The sequence below is a fragment of the Paenibacillus sp. LX16 genome (assembly GCF_036252815.1).
Classification (GTDB): domain Bacteria; phylum Bacillota; class Bacilli; order Paenibacillales; family Paenibacillaceae; genus Paenibacillus; species Paenibacillus polymyxa_B.
In genome coordinates this window covers 3,757,475-3,772,296 of record NZ_CP141152.1, presented here as the reverse complement: position 1 = coordinate 3,772,296, position 14,822 = coordinate 3,757,475, and the positions used below count along the sequence as shown (strand labels likewise).

Here is a 14,822-nt window from a genome sequence, read left to right as displayed (position 1 = left end):
CATGAGCGAAGTGAATGAAAACGGCGAAGCCGCAGGTCTGTCTTATGAGGACGAACTAGAGGGTGAATCTCTGGAATGGACGGCCGATTCCGGGGATGCCAAAACGCGTATAGACAAATATATCGCCGAAGAAATGAAGGAAGTGTCTCGTTCTCAGATACAGATGTGGATCGGAAATGGTCGCGTGCTGGTGAACGGTACGGCGATCAAGGCGAACTACAAGCTGGCTGAAGGAGATCGTATTGTATTATCGGTACCGGAGCCAGAAAGTGTAGATATTGTACCGGAAAATATTCCGTTGGATGTCGTTTACGAGGACTCGGACGTTATTGTTATTAACAAGCAACGTGGTCTGGTCGTGCATCCTGCACCGGGACACTCTTCGGGAACATTGGTTAACGCACTGATGTACCACTGTCACGATCTTTCCGGCATCAACGGGGAATTACGTCCTGGTATTGTTCACCGTATTGATAAGGATACATCAGGACTGCTGATGGCGGCTAAAAATGATCAGGCTCACGCGTCACTTGCAGCACAGCTTAAGGACCATAGTGTAACTCGGAAATATATAGCCTTAGTTCACGGTCATTTGAGCCACGATCAGGGAACGGTAGATGCTCCGATTGGCCGCGATTCCGGTGATCGCAAATTGTTCACAGTGACGGAACGTAACAGCAAGCACGCAGTCACCCATTTTCTCGTCATTGAACGGTTGGGGGATTATACCCTGCTTGAACTTCAATTGGAGACAGGGCGCACACATCAAATTCGTGTTCACATGAAATTTATTGGACACCCATTGGTTGGCGACCCTATGTATGGGCGCAGCAAAGGGGTTCGTATGGATGGTCAGGCGCTGCATGCGGCGGTACTGGGCTTTAAGCATCCCTCCACTGGAGAGTACATGGAATTCAACAGACCAATCCCTCCTGATATGGAGGATGTGCTGGCATCCTTGCGTAGTCGCTAAAACAATGATAATTTGCATTCCTATTCACAAACCTGAATAAATTATTATGTAAAACCGCCTAAATGGCGGTTTTTTTATTGTGGGATAAGGTATGGGTAAAAACAACTATGGATAATTATACAATGAAGTTGTATAATTATTAGAGTGCTTCCGGTGGTTCCGGTTGAACGGGTGTTGACACACGATTTTCAATCTGTCATACTTCTTGTAGTTGCGATGAACTTTGTCCAAGAGATGGCTAACCATCTCACACTATGAGAAGCAGGACAAAGGAAATCCTGAATAGCACCTTTAAATCAGTCCCGTGAGGCTGGCAAGGTAACGTGAATGGATCACTGATCAGTGCATCCGCTGCGGCGGTATGTCTTCAGTGTGTCCGAGAGATCGGAGAACAGTCGAAGACTGTTCACACGAGACTCCTTGCCAAACTTGGGCAAGGAGTCTTTTTTGTATCCGAACACGGGACCAGGTCTGAAGGGAATATCACCTGAGGAGGCTGGAAGCATGAGTAATGAAACACATGTACTGATGGATGAAATTGCGATTCGTCGGGCATTGACACGGATTGCACATGAAATTTTAGAGAAAAACAAAGGTATTGACGATTGTGTGCTAGTAGGTATTCGAACACGAGGAGTTCATCTGGCGCAGCGCTTGGCTGAAAAAATTGCTGAGATTGAAGGCGCACCAATTCCATGGGGAGAGCTGGATGTCACAGCCTACCGGGATGACCGGAGTAGCGTAGCCGAAGCTAAAGGAAATGGAAAAGAGCTTTTGATGAATCCTGCTGACGTATCGGTTCATGATAAGAAAGTCATTCTCTTTGACGATGTGCTGTACACAGGCCGCACCATCCGCGCGGCGATGGATGCATTGATGCACTGCGGACGACCGCAAATGATTCAGCTGGCAGTGCTAGCGGATCGCGGACACCGTGAGCTTCCGATTCGTCCAGATTACATCGGCAAGAACATCCCGACCTCCAAATCTGAGGAAATCGTAGTAGCCCTTCAAGAGACGGACGGTAAGGACGAAGTGACAATCATTCAGAACCGGGGGGAACAGCTATGATCACAACAGCCAGTCAACTTAAAGAACGTAGCCTGCTCGGGTTAAAGGAACTTAGCCGAAATGAAATCGAGTCCATTCTGGATCGCGCTCATTATTGGGAATCTCAACCAGAAAAACTGGTTCCAGTACTGCAATCACGCTTTGCGGCCAACATGTTTTTTGAAAACAGCACTCGCACCCGCTTTTCTTTTGAAATGGCAGAGAAGCGGCTGGGCGCTCAGGTTTTGAACTTTTCCGCTGCGGCTTCCAGTGTGGAAAAAGGGGAGTCTATTTACGATACAGTACGTACGCTCGAATCCATGGGCATTGATGCAGGAGTCATCCGGTTAAAGCCAGCCGGGGTGCTGCAAGAGCTCGCTGAGAAGGTCAATGTTCCACTGGTTAATGCAGGGGACGGCAACAATGAGCATCCAACACAGGCTCTGCTGGACCTGTACACCATGCGCAAAACTTTCGGTGAGCTTAAAGGCTTGAGAGTATCCATTATAGGAGACATTCTGCACAGCCGTGTCGCTCGCTCGAATCTATGGGCCTTGCAAAAGTTCGGAGCCAAGGTTAGCTTCTGCGCTCCTGAAAATATGCAAGCACCTGATCTTGCGGCGTACGCGCCTTATGTTTCGATGCAAGAGGCACTACAGGCGGACGTGGTCATGATGCTTCGGGTACAGCTGGAACGGCATGCCGAAGGGATGTTGCGCTCAGCGGATGAGTACCGAGAGCAGTACGGTTTGACAGAGAAAAGAGCAGCGAACCTGAAGCCCGGAACAATTATCATGCATCCAGCTCCAGTGAATCGGGATGTGGAAATTGATAGTGCAGTTGTGGAAAGCGAACAATCACGAATTTTTCCGCAAATGGCAAACGGGGTTCCGATCCGCATGGCGGTTATGGAACGGGCAATGAAGCTGTAGAAGCTGTCAGTAGGATCGTAGGAAAAGTTGCAGAAAACTGAGCGGAGGAATATTTCAGATGAAACAATTAATTATGAATGCAAGCGTATTGAACGAGCAGGGCGAGGCTGAATTGAAATCCATCCTAATCGCCGACGGAAAGATTTTGGCTATCGCAAATGCGGATGCTGGAGTTAGCCTACTTATGGAAGAAGGGGCATCTGGGCAGGAGCGCGAAATCGAAAAGATCGACGCCCAGGGAAAACTGGTCATCCCCGGTTTAATCGACATGCATGTGCATCTGAGAGAACCTGGCTTTGAATATAAAGAAACGATTGAAACGGGCAGCCGCGCGGCGGTGAAAGGCGGATTTACGACGATTGCCTGCATGCCAAACACACGTCCAGTGACTGACAATGTCGACACAGTCCAGCTGGTAATGAAAAAGGGACAGGAAGCAGGGCTTGCCAAGGTTCTTCCTTACGCAGCCATTACGAAAAACGAACTGGGTCGTGAGCTGACAGATTTTGAAGCGCTCAAAGCAGCAGGTGCAATCGGCTTTACTGACGATGGTGTCGGGGTGCAAAGCGCGCAAATGATGAAGGACGCCATGGCGCGGGCCAAAGCACTGGATATGCCAGTTATTGCACACTGTGAAGATAACACGCTTGTTGAAGGAGCGGCAGTGACGGACGGCGAATTTGCCAAGCGCCACGGACTTAAAGGCATTCCGAACGAATCCGAAGCCATTCACGTCGGACGAGACATTTTACTATCCGAGGCAACCGGGGCACACTATCATGTATGCCATGTCAGCACGGAGCAGTCAGTGCGGTTAATCCGCCACGCGAAATCTTTTGGCATCAAGGTAACGGCTGAGGTATGCCCACACCACTTGGTATTGTCAGATGAGGACATTCCTGGGCTGGATGCTAACTGGAAAATGAATCCTCCGCTACGCTCCCCACGTGATGTGCAGGCATGCATCGAGGGACTGGAAGACGGTACGATTGACATCGTCGTAACCGACCATGCAGCGCACAGTGAGGAAGAGAAGGCAAGAGGTATGGAGCTGGCGCCATTCGGGATCGTTGGATTTGAGACGGCCTTCCCACTGTTGTACACGAAATTCGTAGCTACCGGACAGTGGACGCTGGACTTTCTGGTGCGTCGTATGACTGCTGATCCAGCGCGTGTCTTCCGCCTTGATACGGGACGCTTGGAAGAAGGGGCTCCAGCTGACCTGACCATGATTGATCTGGAGCAGGAGCAGTCAGTTGATCCGCAAACGTTTGCCAGCAAAGGACGCAACACTCCTTTTACAGGCTGGAAGCTCAAAGGCTGGCCTGTGAAAACTTGGGTAGACGGTAAACTGGTATGGTCTGCTGACGAAGCAAAATAAATAGAAATCACTAAAAAAAATAGAACCTTATAGCAGGAAACAATATAGAGGAGTGAGACGGGATGCAGGCAAGATTGTTACTTCAGGACGGCACGCTGTTTACAGGCACATCATTTGGTGCAGAAGGTGATAAAACAGGCGAGGTCGTTTTCAACACAGGGATTACAGGCTATCAAGAGGTGCTTACTGATCCCTCTTACTGCGGACAAATCGTAACGATGACTTACCCGCTGATTGGCAATTACGGAATTACTCGGGATGACTTTGAATCGGTACGGCCTTATGTCCATGGCTTTGCTGTTCGACATTACGAGCCGGCGCCAAGTAACTGGCGTGCTCAATACAGCGTGGGCGATTTGCTGAAGGAATATGGCATCATTGGCATTAGCGACATCGACACCCGCATGCTTACCCGGATTATTCGCCATCACGGCACGATGAAGGGCATTTTGACGACTGGTTCCCAGCCGCTGGAAGAACTGAAAGAAATGATGTCTGACTTGACCATTGAAGAACTGCGCAATCAGGTTCCTATGACTTCCACACCTCATCCGTACAGTAGTCCTGGCAACGGAGAGCGGATCGTATTGATTGACTACGGTGCAAAAAGTGGCATTTTGCGCGAACTGAATAAACGGGACTGCGATGTAGTTGTCGTTCCACATGATACGACGGCTGAGGAAATTCGCCGCTTGGACCCGGACGGTATCCAGCTGTCTAACGGCCCTGGAGATCCAAAAGACGTACCCCATGCCGTTCGTACGGTAGCTGAACTGTTAGGGGAATATCCGATTTTCGGAATTTGCTTGGGACACCAGTTGTTCGCTTTAGCTTCGGGAGCGGATACGGAAAAGCTGAAATTCGGACATCGCGGTGGTAACCATCCGGTGAAAGAACTGGAGAGCGGACGCTGCTTTATTACATCACAAAATCACGGCTACACGGTGAATGAGGATTCGATCCAAGGTACTGAGCTTGAAGTGACGCATATTAATAACAACGATAAAACGATTGAAGGTCTTAAACATACCAAGTATCCCGCGTTTTCGGTGCAATATCATCCAGAGGCTGCACCAGGACCTTACGATAATGGCTACCTGTTTGACCGCTTTCTGGACATGATCCGTGAGCACAAAAGAAATCATCCAAAGCAACCGCGTCAGGCTGCTATCGCCGCCGCAGTGAGAGGAGAGCGCTAATATGCCGAAAAATACAGAACTTAAAAAAATACTTGTGATCGGTTCCGGTCCTATCGTCATTGGTCAGGCAGCGGAATTTGATTACGCTGGTACACAAGCTTGTCAAGCGCTCAAAGAAGAAGGCGTCGAGGTAGTACTGATCAACAGTAATCCGGCAACCATCATGACAGACACCAACATGGCAGACAAAGTATACATCGAGCCGATTACACTTGATTTTGTAACACAGATTATCCGTCAAGAGCGTCCAGATGGTCTGCTTCCTACGCTGGGAGGACAGACAGGTCTGAACATGGCAGTGGAACTGGCTCGCGCCGGAGTGCTGGAGCGTGAAAACGTCAAGCTGCTGGGAACTCAACTGAATTCAATTGAAAAAGCCGAAGATCGTGATCTGTTCCGTGATTTGATGCGCGAGTTGGAACAGCCTGTACCGGAGAGTGTCATTGTAACAACCTTGGAAGAATCGTTAGAATTTGCCAACGAAATCGGTTATCCAATTATCGTTCGCCCGGCTTATACGCTAGGGGGAACAGGCGGTGGTATCTGCTCCACAGAAGAAGAACTGCGTGAAACCGTCAGCTCTGGCTTGAGATACAGTCCAATCGGACAATGTTTGGTGGAAAAAAGTATCGCAGGTATGAAGGAAGTCGAGTATGAGGTCATGCGTGACGGAAATGATAACTGCATCGTTGTCTGTAATATGGAAAACTTTGATCCAGTCGGCGTGCATACTGGCGACAGTATCGTCGTAGCTCCGAGTCAGACGCTGTCAGATCGCGAATACCAGATGCTGCGCTCCGCTTCTTTGAAAATTATCCGCGCCCTCAATATCGAAGGTGGTTGTAATGTACAGTTTGCGCTTGATCCGCACAGCTATCAGTACTATGTAATTGAAGTAAACCCGCGCGTGAGTCGCTCCTCGGCGCTGGCTTCCAAGGCAACCGGATATCCGATTGCTAAAATGGCTGCCAAAATTGCACTGGGCTACACGCTGGATGAAATTGTGAATCCGGTAACGGGACAAACGTATGCTTGCTTTGAGCCAACACTGGATTACATCGTGAGCAAAATACCACGCTGGCCATTTGACAAATTCATTTCTGCCAATCGTAAGCTGGGTACGCAAATGAAAGCAACGGGTGAAGTCATGGCCATCGGACGCACATTCGAAGAGTCCATCCATAAAGCGGTACGGTCTTTGGAAATTGGCGTACACCGTCTGCATCTTAAGGGAGCCGATCAGCTGTCTGATGACGTGCTCAAGGATCGCCTGATTAAAGCAGATGATGAGCGTTTGTTCTTGGTAGCTGAAGCATTCCGTCGCGGTTGGGAGCAGCAGGAAATTCAGGATTTGTCGAAAATCGACTGGTGGTTCCTCGATAAGGTAGAGGGAATCGTCAAGTTCGAAGCCATCATCGCTGGAGAGTCTGAGCTGACCTACGAAACACTCTATCAGGCCAAACGTAAAGGCTTTACCGACCGCTCTATCGCCGAGATTCGCAGTATGGGCCAAAACGACAGTATGACAACCGAGCGTGAGGTACGTGAATTCCGTCTAGCTCAAAACCTGCGTCCGGTCTACAAAATGGTAGACACATGCGCAGCCGAGTTTGAAGCCACAACTCCGTACTACTACTCCTCTTACGAGGTGGAAAATGAAGTGATTCCATCTAGCAAAGAGAAAGTTATCGTACTCGGCTCCGGACCGATTCGGATCGGGCAAGGGATTGAATTTGATTACTCCACCGTACATGCGGTATGGGCTATTCAAAAAGCGGGCTACGAAGCAGTGATTATCAATAACAACCCGGAGACGGTATCTACGGACTTTAACACATCCGACCGCCTCTACTTTGAACCGCTCTTCTTCGAAGATGTAATGAATGTCATCGAGCAGGAAAAACCGATTGGGGTTATCGTCCAGTTCGGTGGTCAAACGGCCATTAATCTCGCAGCTCCGCTGAGTGCGGCAGGCGTGAATATTTTGGGCACGAGTCTGGAAAGTATCGATGAAGCGGAAGACCGGAAAAAGTTCGAGCAACTTTTGTCTCGTCTCGCTATCGCACAGCCTAAAGGCAACACGGTCACCTCGGTTGATGAAGCAGTAGGAACCGCACAGGCGCTGGGCTATCCGGTTCTGGTACGTCCATCCTACGTTCTGGGCGGGCGCGCTATGGAAATCGTGTACTCCGATACGGAATTGCTGCGGTACATGGAAGAAGCGGTTAAAATCAATCCAGAGCATCCTGTGCTCATCGACCGTTATATGCTGGGTAAAGAAGTAGAGGTCGATGCCATCTGCGACGGTGAGACAGTATTGGTACCAGGCATTATGGAGCATGTGGAACGGGCCGGGGTTCACTCAGGTGACTCTATCGCGGTGTATCCACCACAGCACTTGTCTGCCGAGCTGAAACAAAAAATTGTGGAAATTACAATCAGCATCGCTAAGGAATTGAAAACGATCGGTCTGGTAAATATCCAGTTTGTTATTCATCAAGACGAGGTGTACGTGATCGAGGTTAATCCTCGCTCCTCGCGGACAGTTCCTTTCTTGAGTAAAGTAACGAATATCCCGATGGCGAATCTGGCCACTCAGGCTATTTTGGGCGGTAAGCTTAAAGAGGCAGGTTATTCAGAAGGTCTTTGGCCTGAAAGTAATTATGTCTCGGTTAAGGTTCCGGTATTCTCCTTTGCCAAACTGCGCCGTGTAGAGCCGACACTCGGCCCGGAAATGAAATCGACAGGTGAAGTCATGGGACGCGATATTCAGTATGCCAAAGCACTGTACAAAGGACTTGTGGGGGCTGGCATGAAAATCCCATCCACTGGAGCGATCATCATTACAGTGGCAGATAAGGACAAAGAAGAAGCTGTCGAGTTGATGCAGGGCTTTTACAGACTGGGCTATAAAATTATTGCAACAGGTGGAACAGCGGCTGCTATGGAGCAAGCCAACATTCCAGTGAACACGATCAACAAGCTGAGCGAAGGGAACCCGAATATCCTGGATATGATCCGTACGGGTGAAGCCAACTTTGTCTTCAATACGCTGACCAAAGGCAAAACGCCAGAACGTGATGGATTCCGTATCCGCCGCGAAGCGGTTGAGAATGGTATCGTCTGCATGACCTCACTGGATACAGTACGCGCTTTGCTAAGAATGCTGGAAACGATCAATTTCACATCCGAATCCATGCCGGTCCTGAGCAACTAATGCGTTACGAATTGATGTGAGGAAATAAGTAGCACAGGGAAGGACATTCATCAGCTTAGGCTGACGGATGTCCTTTATCACGGGCAAATGTACCCGAATTGACGTAAAAAGGGGATGTAGAACGGTGAATGGAGCATTTCAGCAGATGGCAGGACGGCTGATGGTTGCGTTAGATTATCCCAATGCACAGCAGGCTGAGCAGTTAATTCGGCAGCTAGAGGGGATTCCCTGTTATATAAAAGTAGGTATGCAACTGTTTTATAGTGCAGGGCCAGCTTTTGTAGAACAGCTAAAGTCCAGAGGATACTCCGTATTTCTGGATTTGAAAATGCATGATATCCCTAACACGGTGCGGGGAGGGGCAGAGAGCATTACCCGCCTAGGTGTGGATATGTTCAACGTACATGCCGCTGGGGGCAGCAGTATGATGTCAGCCGCTAAAGCTGGTGCAGAAGCAGCTATTTCCGCAGACAGTTCGCTTTCCATGCCGCTCATTATTGCAGTCACACAGCTGACCAGCACGGATCAGACGACCATGAATAAGGAGTTGGGTATTCCTGGTACGATACAGGATGCAGTCGTTCGCTACGCACAATTGACCCGTGAGGCGGGACTGGATGGTGTGGTAGCTTCTCCTTTGGAAGTGTCTGCCATTCGTGCTGTATGTGGATCAGAATTTAAGACGATAACTCCTGGCATACGCCCGACAGGCAGTGCTGCAGGCGATCAGTCGCGTGTGCTTACACCTGGGCAAGCCATTGCCCAGGGCAGCAGCTACATTGTCGTTGGACGTCCTATCACCGCAGCAGCAGACCCACGCGCCGCAGCGGAACACATTATTGAGGAGATGATACAAGTATGACCACATTCAATAGTATACCCGAGCAAATTGCATCCCATCTGTTACGTATTCAGGCGGTGGCATTGCGCCCACAACAGCCTTTTACATGGACATCCGGCATTAAATCGCCAATCTACTGTGACAATCGCCTGACCATGTCCTACCCGGAGGTACGCGAGCTGATCGCAGACTCATTTGCTGCCCTCATTCGTGAGCAATATCCCGAAACCGAAGTCATTGCAGGGACAGCTACAGCAGGGATTCCTCATGCGGCCTGGGTGGCGCAAAAGCTAAATCTGCCGATGGCTTATGTAAGGGACAAAGCCAAAGGACATGGGAAAGAGAACCAAATTGAGGGCCGCATCAGCGCAGGACAAAAGGTTATGGTCATCGAGGATCTCATTTCTACAGGAGGCAGCTCCATTAAAGCAGCACAGGCCGTAGCACAAGCAGGCGCTCAGCCGTTAGCGGTACTGGCTATTTTCAGCTACCAGCTAGACAAAGCGACTCAAGCCTTTCAAGAAGCAGGTGTGGAGCTGCAAAGCTTGTCCAATTATACAGCCCTGATGAATGTTGCCCTGCGTGAAGGAACCATTCAGGAAGAAGAGATGGAACTGCTGCGTTCTTGGCGTCAGGACCCGGCTTCCTTTGGCAAATAAGATGAGCTATAGGGGCCAACAGAGCTAATGATTAGAGCGATTCGTACTCGTTGCTAACCATTGTAGATTGTTATGGCTCAGGCCGTGTAAATCGAATTCGATCCGGTTACACTAACTCCTACCATCATGTGAAAAGAGGGAGCTCGGATGTATTGGATTTACTATGGCAGACTGTACACGACTAAATTCCAGGCAGGATGTCTGGCAAAAAGGTTGGAGCACGACGGCTGGATGTATGGCTACAATGATCCCCGCGCAGTGGAGGTGTACCGCTCGCGCAAAGGTCGTTATGGTGTCCGATTTATTCCGTAAGTCCACGAAAATAATTTTTTAAAAGAAAATTTGCGAAAGACTATTGACGAAACACAAGAAAATGTTGTATATTAATTAACGTTGCTGTTATGAATATGCGACGTGAATATACATATTTTTTTGAGGGCCCTTAGCTCAGTTGGTTAGAGCGGTCGGCTCATAACCGATTGGTCGGGGGTTCGAGTCCCTCAGGGCCCATTTCCTCAAAAAACCTTGCGTAGCAGGGTTTTTTTGCTGTTTATAGAGGTTGAGAAAATGGAGGGAAGTAGCATTTAAAAGGGGCGATTATGACAATGCCGCCAGCAGGAACAGTATGCCATTCCGATAACTTATCGGTTTCCCAATCATACCTTTGATAACGGACAGCTTTCAGAAATCATTTTGCTGATCGTTATATCGTCTTTTCGATGCCTGATTTGACTATATTGTATGGGCGGAAGAGTCTATATTGCGGGTAGAATGACGGGATAGGGAGCAGAAGGTTATTATGCCTACAGGAGATGGGAAGCGCTACTTTAGAAAATATTAGGGACTAGTGAGTTTACTTTTAGATCTAAAAGAGGACTCCACTGACTGAAAGCTGGTGTGAGTCCCAGTGTATTTCCTTAGATGACTTTAAACGTGAGCTTTTCAATAGAGATGATTAACTAAGGCAGCTGTCCTGCTCCGAGGTACTTATTCTTTGAAGCACTCCATGAATACGTCGCTATAGCTAAATCCCATCCTCCCTCAGGTCTGTACTTTTTCCAATATTGTTTAACGGTTCCCTTTATATCAACTTGTACTCCCTGATCGCCCATAATGGAAAGTTTATTAAATAATGTACCGTTTTTATATTGATAAGCATAAAACTGTGTATTTGATGGTCCATATTCAAAGGTTATTGCTATGTGCTTTTCTTTTTTAGATACTTGATAAATCTGGATAGTAGGCTGTTCAAAAAATTCATCACTTATTATATTTGTGTTAATTAATACAACTGCCCCTTTAGAATTAACAAGAAAAAAATTACCCGCTTCAGTAAGTAGGAAGTATTCCTTTTTACCATCTCCGTTTAAATCCGTAGATTTGCTCAGTGTTACAATTTCCCGAGGATATTTTTTCTTAAGGATTTCTTTTGCATTGATTTCTGCAGCAAATGTTGGAAATTGGAGGAAGGCAGAAACAATGATTACTGAGAAGAATACTAATATAAATTTCTTCATTTTTATGGCTCCTTATCAATTTAACTTTCAAAACACAAAATTAGTCTATCAGAACTAGGAATATTTTTCTAGGTTGGTTCATTTTGTTTAGATCAACTCCGGTAATTCACGTACAGTTGTCACACTTAAATGTAGAAGAGTGCTACAGTAGGCACAAGGATGGGAGTGGTATTTTGAAAATAGATCAAGTTTTTGAACATGACATAAGTGAAGAGTTAGCAGCCAGTATACAAGCATTATTAATCGACAGTTTTTCAGAAATCTACCCTAAGGATAGAATTTATTTCAAGCAACTTCCACATTTTAGACTTCTAGCTTTTAACCATGAATATCAACTTATAGGGCATGTTGGATTAGATTATAGGATAATGAATCTAAACGGAGAATCCATAAGAGTACTGGGTTTAATTGATTTGTGTGTTTCAAAAAATGTCCGATCACAGGGAATAGCTTCAGCACTGCTTTTAGAAATTGAAAAGTTATCCGTTACAGGAAATATTGATTTTATACTTTTATTTGCTGATAATATGATCTTGTATTTAAGAAATGGATATAAGCCTGTAAAGAACAAAATTAAATGGTTAAAAATTGATAATGAAAAAAATATTACAAATGGAATAGGCTTTGAGAAAATTGATGGAATAATGATTAAAGAAGTAGGAAAGATAGATTGGAGTGAGGGAGACTTAGATTTTTTGGGGTATCTTTATTGATCTCACGAAAGTTTAGAAAAGAGGACGTTCGAGCATTTGGCACTCAATTTGAGGAGTATCTAAATAAAACTTCTTAAGAGTCGGTTAATAGAGTTCAATGAAAACAAATAAAGGGTTTCGCTGATAAAAAAGCTAATATGAGTTCTTTTCGTTCCATAAAAGTAGCACTGTCCCAATAAACGGACAGTGCTATTTTTACCGTTTTTATCTTAAGATACCTTAACAGTGTATACCATTCTCAATTTACCGTTACCGCCGTAAATCTCAACTTTTGCATTCGTTGCAGTAGTGGTGGTTACCACCCCGGAAGCGGAGACGGTGACATTTCCGCTCGCCACTTTATAAGTATCCCCTGGGTAATTTGACAACGCATAGGAATAATTACGTGGCAACGTAGCCGTTCTGTAGTATACTCCGTTAACTTCTACTACAGGCGTAATTACCGGAGAAGGGCCTACAGATGCGGACGCGCTAGGGACATAATACTCCCAATAAGTCCCAGAGACAGGGCTGTTGATAATAATATTTTCTTAGTTTTCATAAAAAAATCCTCCTTATGTATGATGTGATCTCCTAAAATATACCATGTAAAGTTATAGATCTCACTTCATTCGACAAATGTTGTCAAAATAATACAATAAAACGATTCTAAAGTCCTGTGAAATACAAAAGAATTAAAATATAACAATTAAAGAATTTTATTTTAAGTTACTGTATTTTTGAACTATTCTCCTAGCTGTATAGTCTTTGATCCACTCGGAATAAAAAACGGACGTCAGAGTGATAGCTCCAAGTCCGTTTTGTGTTTGTATCTATTTAGTTCTTGATATCAGTTGACAAGTTGGTGCGCAAGCCTCTCATCGCTATCTAGATTCCTTTCCACCATACGCTGTTTTAATGCAGACAGTTCCGCACATTGACGAATTGCTTCTGCTACAAGCTGAGCAATCTGTCTTGCTCCTTCGTCAGAGAAATGGGTATTATCCGTTACTCCAGCGGGGTAATTAGGATGTGTTTTTTCAGGCAAATGCATAAATAGCTGCTGGGACTCTTTTTCACCCATTGAACGATAAAGCTGCTGAGAAGCTTCAAAAATATCGAGCAGGGGTGTTTTGGTTTCCGCGGCTACTTGTCTCATGGCAGCAGGATAGGCTCCTACAGCCAGCGGATCAGGTTCACCGTTTGCGGTGAATCGGCGGCGGCTTACAGAGGTCAATAAGACTGGAATTCCACCACGCTCCCTAGCGGACTGAATGTATTGAATTAAGTTTTGACGATACTCTCCATCAGGATCGGTGTAGCGAGTGGGGTCTTCTTTTTTTTCATCGTTGTGTCCAAATTGAATAAACAGATAGTCTCCAGCTTGAATATCTTTTTCAATATCACCTAATCGGCCTTCTGCTATAAAAGATTTGGTGCTTCGCCCATTGACAGCACGATTGTCCACATGAACAGACGGTGCCAAGTAGCTTTGCAAGTGTTCACCCCAGCCTGTCATCGGTTTTTCGGTAGCCCCTTTTTGAGCTGCAGTGGAGTCCCCGGCGATAAACAGTCGAGTTGTCATCTGTTGCCTTGCCTGAGCATATCCATGTTTTTGAAGCCAAGTTTCCGCCAGATCAAGCCATTGACGGCATTCGTGGTTGTCCTCTGACAGTCCCAATCCATGTCGCCCTTCCTCAAATACATGCAGTTCAAACGGAATACGTTCCCGGGATAATGAAAAAGCGAACAACAGACTATTTTCTACCGGTACAGCCCCATCATTGGCTGTAGTCCATATCAAAGTTGGAGGTGTCTGTGAAGTTACTTGCCGATCAGATGAAAAGGCTTGAAGCTGCTCCAGCGTCGGCTGTTCCCCTAAAAAATGTGTACGGCTTCCGATATGTGTATAAGGCTCATGAAATGAAATTACAGGGTATCCCAACAACAGAAGATCTGGCTTTACTGTCCCTATAGTGGAGACAATGGAGGCCAAGTGACCGCCTGCAGAAAAACCGATGAGCCCCACTTGATCAGGAATGACTAGCCAATCATGCTGTGTTTGGCGAATCCATTGCAGAGCATGTTCTACATCCTCCAACAAGGAATTAATCTCGAAATCGCCGACTTGATACTCCAGCACACCCGCATGAATACCTAGATCATTCAACCACCGAGCTATTGGCTCTCCTTCATGTGAGGCCAAATGCTCGTAGCCACCGCCAGGCAATACCAATATAAAAGGACGAGCTTCACGAACTGCTACGGGATAGAGGGAGAGAAAGGAAGTGTCTGACGGAAATTCTTCTTGTATAATCGGTTCTTTAGGACTAACAACATGTAACATAAGTAACTCCTCCA

The 14,822-nt window shown here is 46.6% G+C and carries 13 protein-coding genes and 1 tRNA gene; 11 read left to right on the top strand and 3 right to left on the bottom strand.

Features of this window, described 5'->3' with window-relative positions; translation table 11 throughout:
• The first annotated feature begins 1 nt into the window (after nt 1).
• The 10 genes from T3H97_RS16790 (at nt 2) to T3H97_RS16745 (ending at nt 10,762) form a co-directional block, all read left to right on the top strand.
• On the top strand, nt 2-973 hold the full coding sequence (locus T3H97_RS16790; RefSeq protein WP_103049653.1) for an RluA family pseudouridine synthase: 972 nt from the start codon (nt 2-4) through the stop codon (nt 971-973).
• A gap of 504 nt (nt 974-1,477) precedes the next feature.
• Entirely contained in the window at nt 1,478-2,044 is a 567-nt protein-coding gene (pyrR, locus tag T3H97_RS16785; RefSeq protein ID WP_043882258.1) for a bifunctional pyr operon transcriptional regulator/uracil phosphoribosyltransferase PyrR, read from the top strand.
• Nucleotides 2,041-2,955 (top strand): aspartate carbamoyltransferase catalytic subunit, encoded by a 915-nt coding sequence (locus tag T3H97_RS16780; RefSeq protein ID WP_103049654.1) that lies wholly within the window; start codon nt 2,041-2,043, stop codon nt 2,953-2,955. The genes pyrR and T3H97_RS16780 overlap by 4 nt, the downstream gene beginning before the upstream one ends.
• Before the next feature lie 58 nt (nt 2,956-3,013).
• Nucleotides 3,014-4,336 carry a dihydroorotase gene (locus T3H97_RS16775; RefSeq protein WP_328800330.1) on the top strand — a complete coding sequence of 441 codons (1,323 nt, stop codon included), beginning with the start codon at nt 3,014-3,016 and terminating at the stop codon, nt 4,334-4,336.
• Nucleotides 4,337-4,398: 62 nt separating this feature from the next.
• Complete coding sequence (gene carA / locus T3H97_RS16770; protein WP_025718621.1) at nt 4,399-5,535, top strand: glutamine-hydrolyzing carbamoyl-phosphate synthase small subunit; 1,137 nt, start codon at nt 4,399-4,401, stop codon at nt 5,533-5,535.
• Between the two features lies 1 nt (nt 5,536).
• Nucleotides 5,537-8,752: a carbamoyl-phosphate synthase large subunit gene (carB, locus tag T3H97_RS16765; protein ID WP_328800329.1), complete on the top strand. Its 3,216-nt coding sequence runs from the start codon at nt 5,537-5,539 to the stop codon at nt 8,750-8,752.
• 67 nt (nt 8,753-8,819) lie between these two features.
• A complete protein-coding gene (pyrF, locus tag T3H97_RS16760) occupies nt 8,820-9,614 on the top strand; it encodes an orotidine-5'-phosphate decarboxylase (RefSeq protein ID WP_328800328.1) in 795 nt (264 codons plus the stop codon).
• Entirely contained in the window at nt 9,611-10,252 is a 642-nt protein-coding gene (gene pyrE, locus T3H97_RS16755) for an orotate phosphoribosyltransferase (RefSeq protein ID WP_328800327.1), read from the top strand. The genes pyrF and pyrE overlap by 4 nt, the downstream gene beginning before the upstream one ends.
• Nucleotides 10,253-10,399: 147 nt before the next feature.
• A complete protein-coding gene (locus tag T3H97_RS16750; protein ID WP_014282411.1) occupies nt 10,400-10,564 on the top strand; it encodes a hypothetical protein in 165 nt (54 codons plus the stop codon).
• Nucleotides 10,565-10,688: 124 nt separating this feature from the next.
• Nucleotides 10,689-10,762 (top strand) — tRNA-Ile (locus T3H97_RS16745).
• A 449-nt stretch (nt 10,763-11,211) separates the two neighbouring features.
• Here the strand turns inward: T3H97_RS16745 and T3H97_RS16740 are convergent.
• Complete coding sequence (locus tag T3H97_RS16740; RefSeq protein WP_103049660.1) at nt 11,212-11,769, bottom strand: hypothetical protein; 558 nt, start codon at nt 11,767-11,769, stop codon at nt 11,212-11,214.
• 173 nt (nt 11,770-11,942) lie between these two features.
• On the opposite strand from T3H97_RS16740, the gene T3H97_RS16735 reads away from it, so the two are divergent.
• Complete coding sequence (locus T3H97_RS16735) at nt 11,943-12,482, top strand: GNAT family N-acetyltransferase (protein WP_328800326.1); 540 nt, start codon at nt 11,943-11,945, stop codon at nt 12,480-12,482.
• A gap of 209 nt (nt 12,483-12,691) precedes the next feature.
• Here the strand turns inward: T3H97_RS16735 and T3H97_RS16730 are convergent, their stop codons facing one another.
• Nucleotides 12,692-12,820 (bottom strand): hypothetical protein, encoded by a 129-nt coding sequence (locus tag T3H97_RS16730; RefSeq protein WP_258012585.1) that lies wholly within the window; start codon nt 12,818-12,820, stop codon nt 12,692-12,694.
• 491 nt (nt 12,821-13,311) lie between these two features.
• Nucleotides 13,312-14,808 carry a GDSL-type esterase/lipase family protein gene (locus T3H97_RS16725; RefSeq protein ID WP_328800325.1) on the bottom strand — a complete coding sequence of 499 codons (1,497 nt, stop codon included), beginning with the start codon at nt 14,806-14,808 and terminating at the stop codon, nt 13,312-13,314.
• Between the last annotated feature and the right edge of the window lie 14 nt (nt 14,809-14,822).